Origin of the sequence: Asaccharospora irregularis DSM 2635, from assembly GCF_900129815.1 — a bacterium.
Classification (GTDB): Bacteria; Bacillota; Clostridia; order Peptostreptococcales; family Peptostreptococcaceae; genus Asaccharospora; species Asaccharospora irregularis.
The window spans coordinates 13,705-37,012 of the sequence record NZ_FQWX01000021.1 but is presented as its reverse complement, the minus strand read 5'-3'; the positions used below and the strand labels follow the sequence as shown (position 1 = coordinate 37,012).

The 23,308-nt window shown below is 30.7% G+C and carries 22 protein-coding genes, 1 pseudogene and 1 riboswitch; of the genes and pseudogenes, 4 read left to right on the top strand and 19 right to left on the bottom strand.

From position 1 onward, the window contains the following. Window positions 1-195 (top strand): annotated as a pseudogene (locus BUB34_RS13420) (hypothetical protein); the annotation flags it as partial. Between the two features lie 138 nt (window positions 196-333). Here the strand turns inward: BUB34_RS13420 and BUB34_RS08855 are convergent. The 11 genes from BUB34_RS08855 to purR all read right to left on the bottom strand — a co-directional run bounded on the left by BUB34_RS08855 (window position 334) and on the right by purR (window position 10,783). Further along, the gene (locus tag BUB34_RS08855) at window positions 334-960 is read right to left on the bottom strand and encodes a hypothetical protein (protein ID WP_084120329.1); all 627 of its coding nucleotides are present in this window, start codon (window positions 958-960) and stop codon (window positions 334-336) included. Between the two features lie 28 nt (window positions 961-988). Then, window positions 989-1,249 (bottom strand): hypothetical protein, encoded by a 261-nt coding sequence (locus tag BUB34_RS12960; protein ID WP_084120327.1) that lies wholly within the window; start codon window positions 1,247-1,249, stop codon window positions 989-991. Beyond that, window positions 1,242-2,816: a type IV pilus biogenesis protein PilM gene (locus BUB34_RS08850; protein ID WP_073126557.1), complete on the bottom strand. Its 1,575-nt coding sequence runs from the start codon at window positions 2,814-2,816 to the stop codon at window positions 1,242-1,244. Before BUB34_RS08850 ends, BUB34_RS12960 begins: the two co-directional genes overlap by 8 nt. A gap of 11 nt (window positions 2,817-2,827) precedes the next feature. After that, entirely contained in the window at window positions 2,828-3,148 is a 321-nt protein-coding gene (locus tag BUB34_RS13585; protein WP_242948865.1) for a type II secretion system F family protein, read from the bottom strand. Next, window positions 3,129-4,670, bottom strand: a complete 1,542-nt coding sequence (locus BUB34_RS08840) for a GspE/PulE family protein (protein WP_073126555.1) — start codon at window positions 4,668-4,670, stop codon at window positions 3,129-3,131. Before BUB34_RS08840 ends, BUB34_RS13585 begins: the two co-directional genes overlap by 20 nt. 248 nt (window positions 4,671-4,918) lie before the next feature. After that, window positions 4,919-5,287 carry a hypothetical protein gene (locus tag BUB34_RS13580; RefSeq protein WP_408605778.1) on the bottom strand — a complete coding sequence of 123 codons (369 nt, stop codon included), beginning with the start codon at window positions 5,285-5,287 and terminating at the stop codon, window positions 4,919-4,921. 257 nt (window positions 5,288-5,544) lie between these two features. Beyond that, complete coding sequence (locus BUB34_RS08830; RefSeq protein WP_073126551.1) at window positions 5,545-6,138, bottom strand: type IV pilin protein; 594 nt, start codon at window positions 6,136-6,138, stop codon at window positions 5,545-5,547. 84 nt (window positions 6,139-6,222) lie between these two features. Next, window positions 6,223-6,305: riboswitch (cyclic di-GMP riboswitch) on the bottom strand. A gap of 222 nt (window positions 6,306-6,527) precedes the next feature. After that, window positions 6,528-7,478 carry a ribose-phosphate diphosphokinase gene (locus BUB34_RS08825; protein WP_073126550.1) on the bottom strand — a complete coding sequence of 317 codons (951 nt, stop codon included), beginning with the start codon at window positions 7,476-7,478 and terminating at the stop codon, window positions 6,528-6,530. 91 nt (window positions 7,479-7,569) lie between these two features. After that, the gene (glmU, locus tag BUB34_RS08820) at window positions 7,570-8,943 is read right to left on the bottom strand and encodes a bifunctional UDP-N-acetylglucosamine diphosphorylase/glucosamine-1-phosphate N-acetyltransferase GlmU (protein WP_073126548.1); all 1,374 of its coding nucleotides are present in this window, start codon (window positions 8,941-8,943) and stop codon (window positions 7,570-7,572) included. A gap of 376 nt (window positions 8,944-9,319) precedes the next feature. Continuing rightward, the gene (gene spoVG, locus BUB34_RS08815; protein ID WP_073126546.1) at window positions 9,320-9,598 is read right to left on the bottom strand and encodes a septation regulator SpoVG; all 279 of its coding nucleotides are present in this window, start codon (window positions 9,596-9,598) and stop codon (window positions 9,320-9,322) included. Between the two features lie 306 nt (window positions 9,599-9,904). Next, the gene (gene purR, locus BUB34_RS08810) at window positions 9,905-10,783 is read right to left on the bottom strand and encodes a pur operon repressor (protein ID WP_073126545.1); all 879 of its coding nucleotides are present in this window, start codon (window positions 10,781-10,783) and stop codon (window positions 9,905-9,907) included. A 228-nt stretch (window positions 10,784-11,011) separates the two neighbouring features. Here purR and murC point away from each other — a divergent pair, with 228 nt between their 5' ends. Continuing rightward, complete coding sequence (gene murC / locus BUB34_RS08805; RefSeq protein WP_073126543.1) at window positions 11,012-12,373, top strand: UDP-N-acetylmuramate--L-alanine ligase; 1,362 nt, start codon at window positions 11,012-11,014, stop codon at window positions 12,371-12,373. Window positions 12,374-12,435: 62 nt separating this feature from the next. On the opposite strand, the gene BUB34_RS08800 is transcribed toward murC, so the two are convergent. The 6 genes from BUB34_RS08800 to rnmV form a co-directional block, all read right to left on the bottom strand. Beyond that, window positions 12,436-13,224: a hypothetical protein gene (locus BUB34_RS08800; RefSeq protein ID WP_073126541.1), complete on the bottom strand. Its 789-nt coding sequence runs from the start codon at window positions 13,222-13,224 to the stop codon at window positions 12,436-12,438. A gap of 68 nt (window positions 13,225-13,292) precedes the next feature. Then, window positions 13,293-14,189: a cation diffusion facilitator family transporter gene (locus BUB34_RS08795; protein WP_073126540.1), complete on the bottom strand. Its 897-nt coding sequence runs from the start codon at window positions 14,187-14,189 to the stop codon at window positions 13,293-13,295. A gap of 254 nt (window positions 14,190-14,443) precedes the next feature. Further along, window positions 14,444-15,559: a M20/M25/M40 family metallo-hydrolase gene (locus BUB34_RS08790; protein WP_073126538.1), complete on the bottom strand. Its 1,116-nt coding sequence runs from the start codon at window positions 15,557-15,559 to the stop codon at window positions 14,444-14,446. A 91-nt stretch (window positions 15,560-15,650) separates the two neighbouring features. Beyond that, window positions 15,651-16,865 carry a hypothetical protein gene (locus BUB34_RS08785; protein WP_073126536.1) on the bottom strand — a complete coding sequence of 405 codons (1,215 nt, stop codon included), beginning with the start codon at window positions 16,863-16,865 and terminating at the stop codon, window positions 15,651-15,653. A gap of 517 nt (window positions 16,866-17,382) precedes the next feature. Then, entirely contained in the window at window positions 17,383-18,252 is an 870-nt protein-coding gene (rsmA, locus tag BUB34_RS08780; RefSeq protein ID WP_073126534.1) for a 16S rRNA (adenine(1518)-N(6)/adenine(1519)-N(6))-dimethyltransferase RsmA, read from the bottom strand. 128 nt (window positions 18,253-18,380) lie between these two features. Further along, window positions 18,381-18,914: a ribonuclease M5 gene (gene rnmV / locus BUB34_RS08775; RefSeq protein ID WP_073126532.1), complete on the bottom strand. Its 534-nt coding sequence runs from the start codon at window positions 18,912-18,914 to the stop codon at window positions 18,381-18,383. Window positions 18,915-19,173: 259 nt separating this feature from the next. On the opposite strand from rnmV, the gene BUB34_RS08770 reads away from it, so the two are divergent. Together BUB34_RS08770 and BUB34_RS08765 are read left to right on the top strand one after the other, a co-directional pair. Beyond that, a complete protein-coding gene (locus BUB34_RS08770; RefSeq protein ID WP_073126530.1) occupies window positions 19,174-20,076 on the top strand; it encodes a radical SAM protein in 903 nt (300 codons plus the stop codon). A gap of 8 nt (window positions 20,077-20,084) precedes the next feature. Next, window positions 20,085-21,356 carry a radical SAM protein gene (locus BUB34_RS08765; RefSeq protein ID WP_073126528.1) on the top strand — a complete coding sequence of 424 codons (1,272 nt, stop codon included), beginning with the start codon at window positions 20,085-20,087 and terminating at the stop codon, window positions 21,354-21,356. A gap of 245 nt (window positions 21,357-21,601) precedes the next feature. On the opposite strand, the gene BUB34_RS08760 is transcribed toward BUB34_RS08765, so the two are convergent. Both BUB34_RS08760 and BUB34_RS08755 read right to left on the bottom strand, forming a co-directional pair. Beyond that, window positions 21,602-22,492, bottom strand: a complete 891-nt coding sequence (locus tag BUB34_RS08760; RefSeq protein WP_073126527.1) for an alpha/beta fold hydrolase — start codon at window positions 22,490-22,492, stop codon at window positions 21,602-21,604. 102 nt (window positions 22,493-22,594) lie between these two features. Beyond that, window positions 22,595-23,254: a TetR/AcrR family transcriptional regulator gene (locus tag BUB34_RS08755; protein ID WP_073126525.1), complete on the bottom strand. Its 660-nt coding sequence runs from the start codon at window positions 23,252-23,254 to the stop codon at window positions 22,595-22,597. Between the last annotated feature and the right edge of the window lie 54 nt (window positions 23,255-23,308).

Below are 23,308 nucleotides of genomic sequence, written 5' to 3'. Positions count from 1 at the left end.
AACCCTGTTTTGCTTAATTATTATAAAAATAATATGAATGGTAAAAGCAAAAAAGTTGGACTAGTTGCCATTATGCATAAGCTAATGAACTATATTTTTTCTGTGCTACGCAACCAAAAACCATATGAAGTACGTAACCCTAAATTGCACTGTAAGATGTATCTAGAAAACAAAAGTCTACCTAATATAGCCTAACGGCTAATATGAACTATTTTTCCATATAAGCCATCAAAAATTCGTGTATATTTGATGGTTTATTTGCTATACGAAAAAACATAATTATAAAATATTTTTAAAAACTGTTGACTTTAACTAGCTGGTCTATAATAACAATTATTTTTTGCTAGAGGTAAATGGATTGTATTTCCCTTTTTTCCAAGAAGCCGGATTTTCTATATCTAGTATCTTTGTAGGATTTTCTTTTGTGTAAATTATAAATTTAAACTCCGCCTCTATTATACCTTTAGCCTTTGGTTTTTGTATTTCTTGTACCTGTCCTGGCAATTGATTTTTATCTAAGTTATATTTTTTTAAACATTCTAAACATGGATTCTTTGTAAGTTCTCCTACAACTCCTTCTATTATAGGTTCACTTGTACTTAACGAGCTACAATCCTTATATAGATGATATATCGCCGAATTTTGAGTATAATATGCTGTAGATTTAGAAGGTACTTGAATAGTAAATACATTATTATTTATAGATTCATCTTTATTTTCCTTTATTTCCTCAATATATGTATTCATACTATAATCTAATACTTGAGTTATGTTTTTTTGCTCTTCTAAATAATACATCAACTCTCTTATATGCCTATAATCCCCCCTTACTTTTAAGGTTATAGGTATTGCATAAAATTTCTCATAGCTCTCACTATTTCCTATTTCAAAATTTACTAAACTTATATTTTGTTCTTCCATTTTTTTATCTAAACCAACTATAAATAAACCATCTTCCATATTATAATCAAGCTTTTCACTCTTTTTATTAACCTCTATTGTAGCGTCCCCTTAACCTTTCCTCTAATATAGGTATAGAGGATACTTCTTCCTGATAAATACCCAGTTTTTTCTTTTCATTCTCTATTGCTTCCCTAGTATTGGCTACCGATTTAAACTTAGGATATAATACAGAATAGCTAAATATAAATATAGTTAAAATTGCAAATACTACTAAAACTGATTTTCTTAGATTTAAATTTTCACCGAATATTTCCTTTATATCTTTATCAAATATATCCCTATTCATTTGTTATAGCACCCTCTTTCAGGTATAAGGTCATACTAAAAATATATGTATTATCTTCATCAATTTCTATACTATGCAGGACAATATCCTTAAAATAAGGTAGTAGCTTAAGATTATATAAGAATTTTCCAACATAAGAAGATCTTTGTGCATTACCTTTTATATTAATTATCCTTGGAATCTGATTGTATATTTCTTTTCCTTCTTTTTTGTCTTTAACACTTTGTCTGTCTACATTATTATCACCTGTTTGGTCATCTGAGCCATCATCCTTTTCGCTATAATGCGTGGATAGTTCTGTCAAATGCAGATTAATTGGAACAGACTTATCTATAGAGGATAGTATTTCACCCCATCTTACTTCTTTGTTCATCAACATATCATAGATTTTTATTTCACTGTTTTTAGAACTAATTTTTTTCTTAATACTCTGCGCTTTTTTATACTGATTGTCCAAATCCTCTACCTTGTTGCTAATATCATTTAATCTGTTTTTATAGAAATTATCTAAAATAAAAATTCCCATATAAGATAAAATAGCTGCTAAGAATACAATAGATACGCTCTTGATAATTTTCGCCGAATTCTTTTTCTTTCTTTTATTCATCTTTTGTTCTTTAGTTAAAAAATTTATATTATCATACTCTTTAGTCTGAAATCCGTCTATCATACATCCCAAATTTTCAACTATTAAATTTATATCCTGGGTATCTATATCGCCAATCACCAAATCATCTATATCTGTTATCTGTGTTATTCCTCTTGCTATTTCCCCGGGAAATATAAGATTAAATTCTTTATAAATAAGTTTATTATTATACCTATTCCCTAGAATCAATATAGTTTCTATATTTTTACCGAAATTTCTAGATGAATAATAATCCATTAACCCTTTGATTTCTACTGCAATATTATTCAACTCATTTTCCATATCTTCAACACTTATTTTTATCGGTATGTTATCACATATAAACAATGAATCTTCTTTATATATATTTATAATTGTACTACTGTCTCCAATATTAGCTATCATCATGTCTTCATATTCTATATTTCTCAATATTCTTAGGTAGGAAGTTGTAAGTGTATCTATTCTTAGTATATCTAAGTCAAATTCACTAAAAAGATCAACAATTTCTTCAATTTCTTCCTTTTTTATAGCTCCAACCACGATATCTAGGGAGTCCTTATTTTGTTCTAAAACTTTCTTGCTTTTATTAACAACCTCATATGAAAATACATATTCCTCTTCATCTAGTGATATTATATCTTCTATCTCTAGAGATATCATCCCGTCTAAATCTTTCTTGCCAACCTTAGGTACTCTCCATGATTTCAACATTATATCTTTAGTATTTAAACACAGGACAACATTTTTAGATTTAGATGATATTTCGCCTAATGCATACCTTAACAAACCATACTTACTATCCTTGTAATTTTCATCAATATCATGCATAGAGAAAAAATCAGCACTTTTTATGTGATATTTACCCTTTCCAGGCTTATATTCTCCCTCAACTACTGATACATAATCTTCATAGTATGATATATACAACTTCATCATAATTTTTCCCCCTATAATGCATCATACATGCTTATCATTGGTAAGAATATCGATGCTACCAAAATACCTACTAATATTCCTACTAGTATTATCATAGTCGGCTCAACCATAGCAACCAGTCTATTTAAGTAGACCTCCGACTCTTGTTCATAAAACTCTGCCATTTGATTAGTTATTGATTCTAATTCACCTGTCTGCTCTCCTATAGACACCATTTGAACAAGTAGAGAATCAAAATACTTCGATTCTGCCAAACTCGAACCTAAACTTTCACCTTTTACAATACCGTCTCTAGCTTTTATTAAAGCCCTCTCAGCCAATGAGTTCCCTATACTGTCTATTATATGTTCTACCCCTTGTAGTATAGGGCATCCCGTAGAAACAAATGTATCCTGTATGATTACATTCTTTACATCCTTCGCCTCTATATAACTCCAATTTTTCACTTTGATCAAATCCTAAAATACTTTTTTCCATACTATCCGCTTCATATGCCTTTTTGCACTTGTCACATACTTTTCTGGCCAATCTCTGTGATATAACTCCTATTAAGGATGATGCAACCTTAAATCCATCTACACCCATATCCAAAAGTCTTGATATAGAACCGACAGCTGTATTTGCGTGTAATGTACTTAAAACCAAATGTCCTGTCAAAGATGCCCTAATACTTATTTCAGCTGTTTCTGTATCCCTGATTTCTCCCACCATTATTATATCTGGGTCTTGTCTCATAAAAGCCCTAAGTCCACTTGCAAATGTAAGGCCTGCCTTAAAATTTATCTGGGATTGGTTTATTCCGGACAACTCATACTCTATAGGATCTTCTATCGTAAGTATATTTCTTTCTATTGTATTTAACTGATTTAACATTGAATAAAGTGTTGTTGTTTTACCACTTCCTGTAGGTCCAACAACTAATATAAGACCATATGGATTTGATATTAAATCATCATACAACCTCGATCCATGTTCATCTATACCCAAATTTTCCTTTTTTGCCATAAAAGCACTTTTGTCTAAAACCCTCATTACAACCTTCTCGTATTTATTAGTAGGCATAGTAGATACCCTAAAATCTATATCTCTATTATCAACTTTAAAATATATCCTTCCATCTTGAGGAAGTCTTGTCTCTGAAATATTTATATTCGACATTAGTTTTATACGGCTAACTATAGCCTTGTAAGGATTGGTATTACCCCTTAGATATTCAGTTAGCATACCATCTATTCTAAATCTAACACGCATATAATCATTAAACTGCTCTATATGTATATCACTAGCTTCCATCCTAACTGCATTTTCTAGTATATTGTTGACAAACCTTACCACAGGTGCTGAATTTTCTTCTCCATCCATAGGCAAAGATTCCTCATTGACATCCCTTTTGACTTGGCTGTATTCGTTAATAGCCCGATCTATCTCTGAATTAGCATATACCTTACTAATACATCTATTTATATCTTTTGTTGAAGCTATATAAACTTCAACCTCTCTTTTAGATATACGTCTAATATCCTGGATTGCTTCTCTGTCCTGCGGATCTGACATTGCAACATATATTTTATCTTTGTCTATTTTAAATGCAAATACATTATATCTTTTACATATATTTTCAGGTATTACCCTAGAAGCTATTTCATCTATATCATAAAGTGAGGTACTCTCTATATTGAGTAACTCCTTTAAAACGTCTATTAATAAGGTTTCTGTTATCAAACCCTCATCTACCAAGAATTCCCCTAACCTTTTTCCACTAGATTTTTGAACCGATAATCCCCAATCCAGCTGTTCATTTGTTATGTATCCATGTTCTACTAGCTTATCCCCTATCCTTACTTTTTTTGGCATCTCTACACCTCTTTTCTTAATAATAATTATATCACTAATATATACAAATTAATGGTGTTTTTGACCTAAAGAACTGCAACTCATCCTTTGAATATTAGTCTTAATAATTTATAAATCTTTATTGATATAGGTTTTTAAACCCAAAATAGCTGACTCCTATCTAATACAGAAGTCAGCTACTTTAAATCAATTTTTATAATACTTTTTATTTAATACTTTTTAAGTTTTTATTTATAGAATAGCAACTATTACATATCTGTATTTTTTATAAGCATTAATCTTATTACCTTATTTTCTCCTGCCAATGATTTAGTATCACTAGAGCTTGATACTGTAGTTAAAGTTGTAGCTCCTGTAGCCCCAATTTGAATATTACCAAATCCTATATCTGCTGCTAACTTAGATAGTTGTTCATGCGTTATCTTAGCACCATTTATTTGTAAGTATAATGCTTTATCAATATCTTTTGGGTTTATAAGTTCGTAATTTCCACCCAATGCACTTTTTTTAGGAACTGTATCCATAAAATCAGATAATCCCTTTCCGTCATTGCTATCTTCAAGACCCGCAGGTAACTTATTCTCTTCTGAGTAATATGAAAGTACTGAACTCTTTATTGCGCTATAATCTGCTTCTACATCTGCAACTTTTGCTTTATTTATATTTTTAAATAGTGCTGGAACTGCTACTACTGCTAGAATCCCTATTATAGCTATTACTACTAGTAGTTCTACTAAAGTAAAACCTTTTTTATTTTTTTAATATTCTTCATTTTCTTACCCCCTAAATTTCTCATAATTTATATAATTATTTATATTAAATGTATATACTATAAATACATATTTTGTAGACTTAAGTAGTCTAAATTAAAACATTAATTTGTACTTGGTTCTGGTAAAACATTATTCATCACCCTAATATAAAGTTCTACGAACTGGTATTTAGAAGCTTCTGGCTCTGAACTTATATAAATATTTTCAGCACCTATATCATCTATAAGCTTTTTAAACTGCTTATTAGTTAGATATATTTCATTTCCACCTACCCCTTGAACACTGAAGAAAACATCCCCTTTAGAGTCTAACCTTACTTCTTCCTTGACTTTTCCATTAGAATCTATAGAAAATGCTTCAATGGGATATGATCCCTCAGATATAATCTGATACCCATCCACAGCCTTTTTAGACCTTAGTTTATAATTTCCTCCAAGCGGAGATTTGCTCATATTCTCTATATAAGGATCCAGCTGGTTAAATTCTGTAGCCACGCTATCATGGTCCGAATAATATGCTATAGACGCCATCTTTACTGTTTGGAAGTCTGATTCAAAGTCTGATATTCTAGCCTTGTTTATATTGCTAAATAATAACGGAACTCCTGCAGCAGCTAATATCCCAATTATAGCTATTACCACTAATAATTCTGTCAAAGTGAAACCGTCTTGATTATTTTTAATATTTCTCCTCAACTTAATACTCCTCCTAATGTATTGTTTGATTATTTCTTATAGCATATATTTTAATTAGGTATACAAAAAAGGCTATGGTTAAAAATAACTCATAGCCGGTTGCACCACTAACTCCATATACCCTAGGCACCCAAATATGGGTATACTTCTACATTTCTATGTGATCTTATATATGATTTTATGTTAATGTATTATTCTATAATAATCAAAAATACTTTTATATGTTACATAGTATCATTTTTGGTTATTTTTAACAACAACAAAAACATAAAAAGACCTAAGTTTAACTGAGTACCAAACTTAGGTCTTAGTAGCTTAATTGTTACTATCTACACTATATTTTTGACAGGAAATATTCCAAAATCCTGACTCATAGTGTCTTACTTTAATTAAAATAACATACTAACTGATTCATTAGAGAATATTTTCTTTATAGCATCACCAAATAGAGGTGCTACTGTCATAGTTTTTATCTTGTCTATTCTCTTTTCTTCAGGAAGTTGTATAGTATCAAGTACTATTAATTCAGTAATTGCAGAATTAGAAATTCTCTCTATCGCTGGTCCTGATAAAACTCCGTGAGTACAACATGCATAAACATCCTTTGCTCCAAATTCTTTAAGTGCATTGGCAGCATTAACTATAGTTCCAGCTGTATCTATCATATCATCTAACAATATAACGTTCTTACCTTTAACGTCGCCTATAATATTCATAACCTCACATACATTTGCTTTTGGTCTTCTCTTGTCTATTATAGCTATTGGAACTTCTCCTTTTAGAGAATTTGCAAATTTTCTTGATCTAGTAACACTTCCTAAGTCTGGAGAAACTACTACTAGGTCTTCTATTCCTTTTTCGTTAAAGTAATTTGCTAATATAGTTCCACCTAATAGGTGATCTAGTGGTATATCAAAGTATCCTTGTATTTGAGCGGCATGTAAGTCCATTGTAAGCACTCTATCTGCCCCTGCTGCAGTTATTAAGTTAGCAACTAACTTAGCTGTGATTGGATCTCTTGCTTTAGCTTTTCTGTCTTGTCTTGCATATCCATAGTAAGGTATAACCGCTGTTATTCTTCCTGCTGATGCTCTTTTTAGGGCATCTATCATTATTAATAATTCCATTAAATTGTCATTTACTGGACTATTAGTAGACTGAACTACAAACACATCGCATCCTCTTACTGTTTCATTCACATTTAGGCATATCTCACCATCGCTAAAAGTTCCTACTTCGCAATCTGCTAATGTCACACCTATATAGTCAGCTATTTTTTTAGCTAACTCTTTCGATGAATTACCTGCAAGTATTTTGATTTCGCTTCCGCTAGTATTCATATGTAACCTCCCGAAAATTTTTAAAACTGTTGTAAGTAATTTATTAATAATACTAAACTAACTTTAATTAGTCTAGAATAGTAATCCAATTTTATTTATTATCTTTTTGGTCTTTCTTTTCTACCCAGCCTTCTTTAACCACCTGTCTTTCTCTCGCTATTGCTAAAGAACCCTCAGGTACATCATCAGTTATAGTAGATCCTGTCGCTATATATCCCTTTTTCTCTACAGTAACTGGAGCTACTAAGTTAGAGTTAGATCCTATAAAAGCTCCGTCCTTAACCACTGATTTAAATTTATTTTTACCATCGTAATTTACAAAAACAACTCCACATCCAATATTCACATCTTTGCCTACATGAGCATCTCCTATGTATGATAAATGGGACGCTTTAGAATTATCCTCTATAGTTGCATTCTTTACCTCTACAAAGTCCCCTATTTTTACGTTGTTTCCTAACTTACTCTTCGGTCTTAGATATGCATAAGGTCCAACTGTTGTATTCTCACCAATAACACTGTCAATAACTGTAGAATTCATTACTTTTGAATTATCCCCTACAACTGAATTTGTTATGCAAGAGTTAATTTCTATAGTACATCCTGATCCTATTTTTGTATTTCCTCTCAACATAACACCAGGGTATATAATAGTATCATTTCCTATTTCAACATCTGCCTCTATATACGTCGAATTAGTATCAATTATAGTAACACCATTTACCATATGTGACTCATTAATTCTTCTTCTCATTATCTCTTCAGCCTTTGATAATTCTACCCTTGAATTTACACCCATAAGCTCTTCTATTGTTGAACCATTGAAAGCTCCTACCTTGTTGCCTTTTTCTCTAATTATTTTTATTGTATCTGTAAGATAATACTCTCCTTGTGCGTTATTATTATCCAACAAATCTAGTGACTCTCTTAAACTTTTTCCATTAAAACAATATATTCCTGAATTTATCTCTTTTACTAACTTTTCATATTCTGTTGCATCTTTTTGTTCTACTATTTTAAGTAAATCTAAGTTTTTATCTCTAATTATTCTTCCATATCCTGTTGGATTTTCTACCTCTGTTGTAAGAACAGTGGCATGATAAGAATTTTCTATATGATAGTTAAATAATCTTTTCAATGTATCTTCTTTAATTAATGGCGTATCTCCGCATAAAACAAGTATTGTGTCCTCATCCTTTATGTGATCTTTAGCCATTATTACTGCATGACCAGTTCCCAATTGTTCTGTTTGCATTGCTATAACTGTATTTTCTGGTAATCTAGATTTTACTATATCCGATTCGTGACCTAAAATTGCAACTATATCTTTGACACCTGATTTTTTTGAAACATCTATAATATGATTAACCATTTCTTTACCGCATACTTTATGCACAACTTTCGGATATTTAGACTTCATTCTCGTTCCTTTGCCTGCAGCAAGGATTATAGCTTTAAAGTTCATTTCTACACTCCATTCAACATAATTTTATTTATATCTTTTTATAATACATTGGAAATTATACTAGCTATAGAATTGTTTATAAGTATAGCTTCCATAAATGCACTTCAAAATTATCCTCAAATTTTAAATGAAGATTTTTTGCAATATATATAAAATTATACTCCTTTTTCGTTTATATATAAATACAATTTACATATATTCATATTTACTGCTTTATATACACGGTTCAACAAAATATATTATATTCTGTATACAAACCTTCATTACCACTAATAATATAGCACTTTTTATATAAAATGTATACAACTTAAGTGAAATTTGAATATAAAAAAGAGCCTAATTATTCGGCTCTTTAAAAAAATCTATATTAAATATCTTATTCTGCTGCAACTTCTAACTGAGATACTGCCTCTTCATATGCCTTTAATACAGCATCTTCTAAAACTTCTCTCATTTCTGCGTTTATAGGATGCGCTATATCTCTAAAGTTGCCTTCTCCTACTTTTCTACTCGGCATAGCTATAAATAATCCATTGTGACCTTCTATAACCTTTATGTCGTGTACTACAAATAAATTATCAAATGTTAATGAAACGATACATTTCATTTTCCCCTCATCTGTTATTTTTCTTACTCTTACGTCAGTAATCTTCATACCTAAATATCCCCCTTTGATTTTGACAAAAATTATTTATTATTAATAAAATTAATATATAAACTATATTTTCTAAGTAGTAATTCTATTAATTTTAAAAATATCCTTTTTTTATTTCCATATTTTTTTATTTTTTACATATTATTTATATATTAATAGAAATTTTCTTTTATTTTCTAATATGTAATAATTATAATCTATAAGTACTGCATATTAAGAAACAAATAATTCTTGAATCTTCTATTTTAATTTCCCATACATTTTCTGACAACAAAGAGTAACTTCTCCCCTTTTTTATTTTTAATATTATTCTTCGTCACTCTCTTCCAATATATCCTCTATATTGTATTCTTCTATATTTTCATTTCTATATTCATTTCTAAATGTTTTTAAATTTGGTTCTACTATTATCTCATCTCCAACTACGTCTAATTCTATAAGTGATATATAATCTTTAACCATTTTTTCAGTTGGTTTCATTGTAGATATAAATACACCTGTACCTATTACTTCTGCACCAAACTCATTCATAAGGTCTACCATACCTTTTATAGTTCCTCCGCCCCTCATGAAGTCATCTATAATTATAACCTTACTATTTGGCTTCAAGGCTTTTCTTGGTAAACTCATGCTTTCTACTTTTGAACTGTGTCCACTTAGATACGTCATACTAAGCGTAGGTCCTTCAGATACCTTTATATCCTTTCTTATTATAACTAGTGGCAAGTTCATAGCTTTTGAAGTCATTAGAGCCATCGGTATACCCTTAGTCTCCATAGTTACAACATAATCAGCATCTGTGTAATCTATATTTGATGCAAATATTTTACCTATTTTAGATACTACTGTCGGATCGTAAATTAAATCTATTAAATACAGGAACCCTCCTGATAGTATTCTTGTTTTATCACTTATCTTTTCACATAATTCCATTAAAAGTTCTTCATTTTCAGCTTTTGACGTTTTAGGTATATACTTAACTCCTCCGGCCGCTCCTGATATAGTTATTACTTTACCTAATTGTAACTTTTCAAAAACATTCTTAACAACTAATAAATCCTCACTTATTGTAGACTTCGCCGCGTTAAATTGGTTCGTAAAATAACTTAATGTATATGTTTTATTTGGATTGTCAGATAATATCTTAACTATCGCTCCAATTCTTTCCGTTCTCTTAAACTTCATTAAAGTACCCTCCTCTAGTTACCACTGTACTCCAATAAACTAAATAATGCACATAAATATTAGTTATGATATAATATTAGTTATGTTTTATTGGATTTTAAAATATATTCTATATATACTATTAAATCTAGTATGTGTAAGTCTAACATAAAATATTGAACATTATATTATTATACCACAAAAATAATTCATATTGTAGAGCTTATTAAAAAGAAAGGTGGTTTTGTTGTGAATATACATTTCATTGGAATTGGCGGTATAAGCATGAGTGCATTGGCTGAAATTTGCCTTAATAAAGGTTATAAGGTTTCTGGTTCAGATTCGAATGAATCTTATCTACTTGATAGTCTTAGATCACAAGGTGCTAAAATATTTATAACTCAAAAGAAAGAGAACATATCTGATGATATAGATATGGTTGTTTACACGGCTGCTGTTCATCCTGACAATGAAGAACTTATCGCAGCTAAAGAAAAAAATAAACTAGTTATGAATAGAGCCGCTTTTTTAGGTCAAATAATGAGGGAGTATAAAAACTCTATAGCTGTTTCTGGTACACACGGGAAGACATCGACGACATCTATGTTATCAGCTATATTTGAATACGCTAATTTAGACCCAACTATCCTTGTTGGAGGTAATTTAAGTATTATTGGTGGTAATGTTAAGATAGGAAATTCTGATCATTTTATAACTGAGGCTTGTGAGTACGTGGATAGTTTCCTTAGCTTTAATCCTAAAATATCTATAGTTTTAAATATAGAGGAAGACCATCTTGATTACTTCTCAGGTATAACCGAAATAAAAGCTTCGTTTAACAAATTTGGTAAATTACTTCCTAAAGACGGATATTTCATAATAAATGGAGATGACGAAAATACATCTGATATACTTCATGATGTTAAAGCAAATATTATTAGATACGGAAGAAACACGGACAATGATGCAATAATAAAAAATATAGACTTTGATCCAAATGGGTATGGAATCTTCGAAATTGAATATAAAGGGGAAAACTTAGGTAAGTTTGAACTTTCAGTTCCTGGGCTTCATAATATATACAATGCTACTGCTGCAATAATTGCATCTATAGTTTCAGGAATAAATTTAGATACTATAAGAAAGAATATAAAATCTTATAATGGTGTTGGAAGAAGATTCGAAGTAAAAGGAAACTATAAAGATGTCTTGGTTATAGATGACTATGCACACCATCCAACTGAATTAAAGGCAACGCTTGCTGCTGCCAAAAAACTAAAAAAATCAACATTATGGTGTGTTTTCCAACCTCATACTTATACAAGAACCAAATCACTTTTAAATGAGTTCTCAGAGGCATTCTATTCTGCTGACAAGGTAATTATCACAGATATTTACGCGGCTAGAGAATCTGATCCTGGGGATATACATTCAAAGGATTTAGTAGAAAAATTATACCAAAACAATGTGGATGCAATATATATAAGCGAGTTTGAAGATATTGTTAAGTATCTTAGTGAACACACAAATGAAAATGATTTAGTAATAACTGCTGGAGCTGGACCAGTTTACAAGGTTGCTGAGGCTTTGGTTGAAAGTCAAGAAAATTAATCACAAAAAGGAAGTATCTTAAATAATCGTATATTTAAGACACTTCCTTTTTTAATGGCTTGTTAGTTTATTTTAAAGACTTCATCCTTAAGGTAGTAAAATAAAGTATCATGTACTTCATAATAAGCTATAGAATCTTTCGCTATTATTTTTATATAGTCTTCTCCCATAACCTCTACTTTAGCATTATAATTCTCTCCTACTAAATCGATTACGAAATTATACTTACTTCTTTCTTTGCTCTTCTCAGGTTGGACTTTACCGACTGTTCTCTTGGAGATCATCTTATAAGATAAATCGTCATACTTCCATTTCTTTATCTTTTTGACTTCTCCTTTATAACTTACTGTAACACTCTCCCAAGTTTTATACTGCTTTAAGAACTCAAAGGAAGTGTACATACTATCTGTAAGAATCTTTTTTAGACTATCTTTAGATGAAACCGGAACCTTATAATACTCTTCTTTATCTACTGTATATATTCTAAAAAAATTAGAGTCTGTAGAAAATTTTATACCATCGTCAGTATACCCTTCGTATACCGACTTATAGCCTTCAACTTTCCTTATTTTTCTCAAATCACTAAGAAAGTATTTTATTTCGTTCCAATTATCTTCTTCTATTTTTATATTTTTTACATTTTTATCAGATAAATATATCTTATCTTTTTCTTTTAATTGAGTTAATAACGGTCTAGTATCTTCTACTTCTTCTTGTATTTTTGTAGAAACCCCGTCCGTTTTTTTATCTAATGTCGTACCTATTTTAAAAAATATCAAATATACTATAAAAAAAGCAATTATTCCAAGTATCACTGCTACATTTTTCTTTAGTTTCCTCGTTTTAGCCATTTGTCGCCCCCTATAAATTATTCTATAGACTCATTATATTACTTTTCTGCTCTTTTTTTAAGAAGTAATTATTTTTTACATATATTTCTCGGGCAATTTTTACACGGTTCTACATGGACAGTTATTCCTTTTACAAAATCAATCTTCTCTATTATTTGTTTTTCTAATTTAGTAGCTATATCATGACCTTCTTCTACTGTAAGCGATCCATCTACACATATAGTCAGGTCGACATATGCAGTTGCACCATGTTTTCTTGTCCTTAATTGTCCTAAATTTCTTACCCCATCTGTTATTTCTGCTATTTCCTTTATTTTGTCCTCTTCTGAGTCGTCTATAGATACATCCATAAGTTCATTTACCGAGCTCATCAATATTTGCACACCTACTTTAAGAACAATTAGAGCAACTATAATCGATGCTATTGGATCTAGTACTTTAAATCCTAGCATAGACCCTCCTATACCCACAAAAGCAGCTATAGATGATAGTGAGTCCGATCTGTGATGCCATGCATCCGCTTTTAATGCTGGAGAGTTTATTTTATTTGCAATTTTAATTGTAATTCTATATTGATACTCTTTTATTAAAATGGATATTATAGACACCACTAGTGGTAGCATGGTAGGAACCTTCAATAGATCTAGATTAAATATAGACTTTATAGATTCTGTCCCTATTGTCAGAGATACAAATATAAGAAGTACTGATAATACAAATGACACCAACGTTTCTGCCTTTTCATGTCCATAATTATGTTCTCTGTCGTTTGGTCTTGAAGATACATAGTTGCCTATCAAAACACCTATTGAACTGACTATATCAGATGCCGAGTGAAGTCCATCTGCAATCATTGCCTTAGAATTTCCAAATATCCCTGCTATTAGTTTTATAACTGTCAATATGATATTCCACACTATCGACTGGATAGTTACTTTATTCGCTTCTTCATATCTTGTTTCCATTTATTGTCCTCCTATTTAAAAATATTATTAAGTTTTCAACGGTAAATATTTACCCTTATATTGTACGGTTTATTCTACTTTCTATAATTTTGTTAATATACATTATACTTAGCAATTTGGAAAGCTATTATAAATCACTATTAAACTCAAGTAATTATATTTTACCTTCAATACAGATTATCAATACCCTATAAAGTAAAAAATCACCTAGTATTTAACTAGGCGATTTATATATTATACACTATTATTATATATTATGCTTCTTTTATTATTTCTATCAACATTCTAGCACTATTGTACAAGTCTTTTATTGCTATATACTCATTTACAGTGTGAGCATTTTTCATGCCTACTCCTAGGTTTATAGCAGAAAATCCGTTTTTGTATAGTATATTAGTGTCACTTCCTCCACCACTAGCTGCTGTATAGCCTTCTATTCCCATGTTAGCAAAGGCTTTCTTAGCAAGTTTAACTATATCAGAATTTTTATCTGTGTTTAATGGAGTGTACACTCTATTAACATCTATTTCGATTTCAGCACCAAATTCTTCAGCAGCCTTTTTAAATGTTTCTACCATATGGTTAGTTTGAACATCTAATTTTTCTTCATTTAAACTTCTAGCTTCAGCTAATATATCTAATTCTTTCATAACTATGTTTGTTGCTGTTCCACCATTAACTATACCTACGTTTGCAGTAGTTTCTTTGTCTATTCTCAATAAGTTCATGTTTTCTATCGCTCTAGCTGCTACCATTATTGCACTTATTCCTGCTTCTGGCTCAATACCTGCATGAGCTGCTTTTCCTGTTATTTTCACCTTTATAACATCTTGTGCTGGAGCCTCTATTACTATTTCACCTGGTGAACCACCACTATCTAATACAAATGCATAGTCTGAGTTTATTTTAGAGTAGTCTAAGTTTTTAGCCCCTACCATTCCACACTCTTCACACATAGAGAATACAACTTGTATATCTGTGTGATCTACGTTGTTTTCTTTAACTGTTCTTATAGCTTCTAATATAGCTGCTATACCAGCCTTGTCGTCAGATCCTAATATAGTAGTTCCATCAGTTCTTATTATTCCCTTTTCTTCATCTACTATCGGTTTTATTCCTAAGCCTGGAACAACTGTATCCATATGTGAGCTAAATAATAACTTTTTACCTTCTTTGTTTCCTTTTAATGTAGCTATTATGTTTCCTGTTTCTCCATTTGCCTTTTCCCCTGCATTGTCTATTTCAACGGAGAACCCTATCTCTTCTAGCTTTTTAACTAATACTTTTGCTACTTCTGCTTCCTTAAGTGACAAACTGTCTATTTGTACTAATTCAAGGAATTCATCTAATATTCTTTGTTCATTTATCATAATAACCTTCTCCTTTAGAATAGCTTTGACTTCAATTATATTCTAATTTATTATAATAACATTATCAATAGCAAAAGCCATTAAATTTCTATCACTTCACTATTCTTCTATATCTAGAATCTATAAAACACAACCAATAGCCTAAACTATTACTTCTATTATCACAAGATTGGAAAGTATTAAATCCTGTGCTACCCCTATCAGGCTGGTCATCACGGCTTCCAGGAACTGCATATATATAATTCTTTCTCTTGTTATATTCATCGTACTGTACCCCAAATAAGTAGTGTCTATACTTGTAAGAGTTCATTACGGCATCACTATACATAGTATAGTTTAGCGTGTTTACATATCCTAGATAAGGCATTACGCATCCGCATAATGTGGTAGGATTAACCTCTATCTTCCACCATCTTGTATCCTCTATATAGTCACATACAAAAGGCTTTACCTCTTTGAAGTTTTTAAGTCCTTTTTTTATCTGTCTCGGCATAAGTAATGATCCTGTCTGTTTTTGAGCTGTATTTGGCTTGTTATTAGTTTTTGGTTTGTTATTAGTTCTTCGTGGCTGAATATTATCATTTTGAGGTTGCTTTGGATTTTTAATATTATATTCTTCTATTTTCTCATAGTTATCTATTTCTTTATAATCAGTTGTATCATTATAATCATCTACTTCTTCAGTACCGTCTGTGTTATCATAATAATCTATTGATTCGTTGTCTGTGTCTTCTATATAATCCATTTCTTCATAAAACCCGTCTAGATTGTCTATGTCATTATCTACATCATCTTCACTGTCTATGTCATCCATATTATCTATTTCATCTACCTCATCAGTTTCTATATACTCTATTTCTTCATACTCTTCGTACTCTTCGTACTCTTCAAATTCGTCTAAACCTTCTTCTAAATCATCTTCTTCTGCCATAAGTAATATTTCTTCATAGTTGTCAATCTTGCTTCCCTTAAATCCTATCAGTGGTACCGTTCTTTCGTATAAAAGAGCTATTCCCTTTATATCAGAGTTATCTTCTCCTAAATCTAATATAAACTCTCCTTTTCCCTGCTCACTTAATACTATTTTCCCTAAATCTATTGTTTCATAATCACTTCTTATTGCTACTACTTTATATCCATCTTTCATGTATTTAAGATTTTCTACATACAATGCTACTACAGATTTTTCATCATTTACTTCGACTTTTGCAAAGGCTTTAGGTAATACGCGTTCTTTATATCTAAAGTTTGCATCTTTAGATTCAAGTATTATATAATCTCTCTTGAATTTTCTTTTAGAGCCCACTCTAATCCCCCCTTAACACAAGTTCTCTAAACATTATATGTGTCGGTGAAATAAAATATTCCTTGATAAATATAGATATAATAGCTGAACAGATGATGTTCGAATTAGGCTTTCCTCCAGGCAGTCAAGCTGCAATGTCGGTGCAGCCTAATATCTTCACATCATCTGTTCATAAACCATATCTAATATTCTTATCTGCGTCATTTGGTGTTTTTTTATCGAGGGGGATTGTATAGCTAGCTTCCAGGCAGTCAAGCTGCAATGTCGGTGCAGCCTAATATCTTCACATCATCTGTTCATAAACCATATCTAATATTCTTATCTGCGTCATTTGGTGTTTTTTTATCGAGGTGGGTTGTAGAGCTGGTTTCCAAGCAGACAAGCTGCAATGTCAGTACGACTTATATTTTCACCTACCCTCGCTGGATTATGCTGCTCAATTTGTCTGCGTCATTTCGATAAAATTAAAACGGCATGGGTTTGGTTTATGCCAACACATGCCGTTTTGATTTTTCATTTATTTTCTATTTTGGTATTCTGTTACTTTATTAGCTAGGTTTGCAAACTCTTCTATGCTAAGAGTTTCTCCTCTTCTTTTTTCATCAATGTTGGCTTCTTGTAGTACTTCTCTTATTTCATCTTTGTTTAAAAATCCTAATCCACCTAAAGAATTAAGTAGAGTCTTTCTTCTTTGACCAAATGATGCTTTTACTGTTTTAAAGAATATTTCTTCATTATCTACTTTATATTTTTTCTCTTCTCTTACATGAAGGCCTATAACTGTTGAATCTACGTTTGGCTGTGGTACAAACATATGTCTTGGAGCTTTTGCAACTATTTCAGTTTCACAATAGTATTGTACAGCTATAGATAGTGCCCCATAATCTTTTGAACCAGGTAAGGCATTCATCCTATCAGCTACTTCTTTTTGAACCATAACTACTATATCTGTAACTGGAATGTCTTCTTCTAAAAATTTCATAACTATGGGTGTAGTTATGTAGTATGGAAGATTTGCTATTAATTTTACTGGTCCTCCATTTAATTTTTCTTTTACTAGCTCTTGTATATCAACTTTTAAAATATCTTTATTTATTACTTCTACATTATCGAATTCCTCTAAAGTTTCCTTCAATATCGGTATTAGACTTTTGTCTATTTCTATTGCAACTACCTTTTTTGCCGTCTTACCCATTTCACGAGTAAGCGTCCCTATCCCTGGTCCTACTTCTATTATGTTGTCTTCCTCTGAAACCCTAGCTCCAGATAATATTTTATCTATTACATTATCATCTATTAGAAAATTTTGTCCCAAAGACTTTGAAAACTTGAAGTTATGTTTTTGCACTACTTCTTTTGTTGCTTTATGGGAAGAAAGTCTATCCATATATGTATCTCCTTCATCTATTTAAATTTTATTGTGCTAAATCTTATATGATTAACACCTTACATACTTATACTCTAGTTTTTTGCGTATCTATCTCTCTCTATACTAGTTTTATCATTTTAATTTATTTAGTCTATACTTTCTACTGCCTTTATAAACTCTTCTCTACTAACACCGTAGTTGTTTAGTCTATTTAAAAATTGTTTAGCATTTCCATATCCTATTCCTAGTATTTTTCCTAACTCATCACGTCTAATCGATGCGTCCTCATTTCCTATAAGTCCATTTCTTATTAAATCAACCTGTCCAAATTCTTCTCTTTTCTCAACACTTTCCGTTCTAACTTTGTTAAGAGCCGCAAGTATACTTTTGGGAGTAGCATTTTCTATACCTATGTCTCCATCTTTTTTTGCTTCCTCTCTAGGCAGAAATGCGTGTTTGCAACCTGGAACTTCTGCTGCTATCTTTTTTCTTATCTTCTCACCAGCAAAATCTGGGTCTGTAAAGATTATTACACCCCTTCTTTTTTGAGCCTCTTTTATACGTTCCATAACACCTTTAGGAAATCCAAATCCTCCCGTAGTTATCATTTCTGCATCTAGTGCTCTTTTTACTGCTGTTACGTCGTCTCTTCCTTCTACTACGATTATCTCTTTTATCATTATAATTTCACCTTTTATCTATTTAAATTGTTGTCATTCTCTATTATTAAAAAAATTCTGTTTTACTTACATCTTTATATTTTAAAGTTTTTAATGAATTTAATCAACCCATATATTAATCGATTGTCTTTATATAATAAACCTTTTTGTTGTGATATAATTTAACCATTATGACTAGAATCATAGCACTAAAATTTACAATTAAATAAAGTTATAAATAAAAGATAAGTATTACATAAAGAGGATGTGAATAACCTATATGAAAACTAGCTCTTTGATAAAGTTGTCTTTATTCGGAATGATTACTATTATTTTCAAAAGGAAAAAACCAATTCTAGGTACAATAATTCTTACAGATAAGTGTAACCTCTCTTGCAAACATTGTGCCGTAAATAATATTAATTCTATTATACACCCTTACTGTGAAATCAAAAGCGAGATGATAGAGCTATACAATCAAGGTATCCGTATTCTATTTTTTTGTGGCGGAGAAACTTTTCTGTGGGAAAGTGAAGGGAAAAATCTACGTGACCTTGTAAATGAAGCAAAAAAAATCGGTTTTCTAATTGTAAATATCGTTACAAATGGAACGTTACAAATTGATTTGCCTGAGGCAGACCTTATTCTACTTAGTTTGGATGGTGCCAAAGAAAACCACAATCTAATTCGCGGAGATACATATGACAAGATATTAGAAAATATAAGAAGCTCCCAATCATCTAATATATGCCTTTACATGGCAATAAATAAACTTAATAAAACAGATATTATTGATGTGTGTTCAGTAGCTAAAAATGAACCAAATATAAGAGCAGTTTCATTTAATTTTCACACTCCATACCCAGGTACAGAGCACCTTTCTCTTACTGTAGATGAAAAGCAGAAGTGCTGCGATACTATTAGCTCTCTTATTGACAAAGATTATCCTATTTTTAATTTAAGGAGTGCTTTTCCTTATATCGTTCACATTAAATTTCCTACACCTTGTCATCAATGTATTGTGATGGAAAATGGTAAACAATCAATCTGCGGTAGGTGTGTTGAAATTGAAGATCTATGTTCAAAATGCGGCTACTTTTTTGCTGCTGAATACTCACTCGTTTTTAAAGGAAATTTGAAAATTATTTTTGATATGCTATCAACTTACTTGAAATATATTTAGGGGGAACTATGATTTTAACTAACATTCTTACTACATGGCTTACAAGGTCTTTTAAGCCTTTTGAATTTACAAATAAATATACAAATGATTTAGATTTTGAAGCAATAAATGAGCTAGGGCTGTACGTGCATATTCCTTTTTGTAAAAGTATATGCTCTTTTTGCCCATACTGTAAGGAAATATACAATGAATCTACTGCCGCAAAGTACAAAGATGCTTTAATAAAGGAAATAGATTTAGTTGGCTCTAAATTAACTAATAAAGAAGATATTGATTATAAAAAGGAAATAACTAGCCTTTATTTTGGTGGTGGGTCTCCTGCTCTTATGGTCGATGATTTATCTGATATTATAAAAGCTCTTGAAAAATATTTTATCATAAAACAAGGTATAGGCGTAGAGCTTCACCCGACAGATATAAATGATGAGGTTTTACTGAAGCTTAAAAATGCAAGTGTTAATATGATAAGTATTGGAATACAGTCATTTGATGAGACTTGTCTGTCTTCTATTGGAAGAAAATCTACTGATTATAGTAAGATTTTTAAATCTATTAAAGCTGTTAATTTTGATGTGGTAGATATGGACTTGATTTTTGCTATTCCTGGGCAGAATGAGAATATTTTATTAGAGGATATTGAGAAAGCTTTCAGTAATGGGGCTACTCAAATATCTACTTACCCTTTTATTGATTTTACTTTTGCTAATAACCTTTATAAGCCATTATCTGAAAATACAAAGAAGGAAATGTTAAAATCTGTCTCTAAATACTGTAAAGATACTGATAGAGATAGAACTTCTGTGTGGACTTTTGCTAATCATAATACTGATAAATATTCTTCTGTTACAAGAGATAATTTCCTAGGTTTTGGAGTATCTGCTACTACTTTACTGAAAAATGAATTTAAAATTAATACTTTTTCTATTGATAAATATATAAATAGAGTGAATAACGGAGAGCTCCCGACTTCTCTTACTTTAGATTTTACATTAAGACAAAGGGCTTGTTATTATCTATTTTGGAATTCTTACTCTATGAAAATCAATTCTAGAAAATTCGAGAATTATTTTGGCAAATCTCTTAAAAGTATGTATGGGTTTGAATTATGTGTTGGTCAAATGCTCGGTCTACTTAAGTTTGATGATGGTGTTTATTATCTAACTGATAAGGGAGCATATTATTATCATTATGTGGAGCAGGCTTATACTACTGCTTATATTGATAAAATGTGGAATATTAGTATAAAACAAGCGTTTCCTGATAAAATCACTCTTTCTTGATAATTTTTTTGAGTTGGTCGCTCGGGCTGGCTATAGATAAACTTTGCTCCAGACAGTCAAGCTGCAATGTCGCTAAAGTTTATCTATACGCCATCCCTCGCTGGATAACTCGGCTAAACATTATCTGCGTCAGTTCGCAAAAAACATTTTTATTTGATAGGTTATTCCTTATTTAAGCAATCAAGTTGCACTGTCGGTATGACTTATATCTTTACCACCCCTCGCTGGGATGATACTAGTCATTCTTATCTGCGTATGCACGAGGAAAGAATTTCGCTTTTCCACACTTCAAGTTCCTCTACTATTTGCTCAGAACATTTATAATGTAAAAAATGGGTTCCTTCTAAAAATACTATTTTGCTATTTACTTTATCTCCTATAATATACTGATGGATCTCTTTCCAAGGTTTTATCTGTTTTAAAGTCCCTGTTGCTAATATAAATAGAACAGGGATATTAGGTGGATATGAAAGATTTCTAGCTTTTTCAAAGTTTTTAGTTATGTTTTTAAATTCATTAAGTACAGTTTTATTCGTACAACTTTCTAAAAACATTTCTTTTAAAAGTATTCTTTCTTCTTTTGTCCATGTAATCCCATTAATTTTAGGAATAAATGTATCGCCAAGTTTAGAAATAAGCTTCATTATACCAACTTTGCTCAAAAAATTTGTAACATGCCATGATACAACTGTCGCTTTCTCTACATTAACAAAATCATTTTGTTTTGGCACAGAAGAATCTATTCCAACAAAACTAGCAACATCATTTTTATATTTATTCAAATAATAAAGTGCATATACACCTGCTATAGAGTGTGCTATAAGTGTAAATTGCTTGCATCCTATCTGTCCTATAATACAATGTAATTCCTCTACTATATTTTCAATTGTTCTAGGTACTTGTGTACCTTCACTAAATCCATAGCCTAAAAACTCTATAGAAAAACAAGTATATTTTTCAGATAATAGCTTTGTTAAACCTCTATACTCCATGATTGGTGCTGAAACTCCACCTCCATGTAATAATACAATGACTTCTTCTCCCGATCCTATTTTTTGTACACAGATATTTTTATTGTTCACAGATATATATTGTAAATCGTTATATTTCTCATCTAATTTAACCGAAGTCCCCATGTTTATCCCCCTTAAATACTCTCCTTTTTTACTATATACTACCAAAATAATTATTATTGTAACATAGATATATTTTGTAACATCTTCTTGGTATCGTTTAGATTATTTAATATTAGCACTATCGATATTCTCATAATATTTGCTAGCAAATTTATTAGCTAGTGAAGTAATTTTATCATCAAATATATCGAGTCCTAACGACTTCATAACCTTTATAAATACATTTATTCTTTTTAAATAATCTTCATTTGATGTAGCTGATAACAATGGGTTAATCCAAAAATTCAACATCATAGCTACTATTTCAGCTGCCTGCTTTGTCTCTATTACATTTAAAGAACCATCCTCATTACCTTCAATTATAATATTTTCAATCTTTATAGCTCCTGTCTCAAATGTTGATTTAAAATATTTAATAAAATGTCTAGGATTTTTTAATAGTCCTTTTGTAACTGTATCTCTATGAATTTTTTCCTCATCTGAAAATAAATATAAAAATATATTATAAAGTTTTTCCTTCCCATTTTTAGATGAATTAATAAAATCTAAATCTTTATCATTTTCGTCTAGCTCAAAATCCCAAAGAGCATCAATAATTTCATCCTTGGACTTAAAGTGATGATATAATGCTCCCTTAGACAATCCTGTTTCATCCAGTATATTTTTTATAGTCATATTCTCATACCCAACATCCATCATTATTGTAGATGCTGTCTGTAAAATAAGATTTTTTGTTTTTTCTGCATCTTTACTTCTTCCCATAAATAACTCCTTTTTTTATTTTATAACAGTCTTAGCAAACCGACTCTCGGTTTG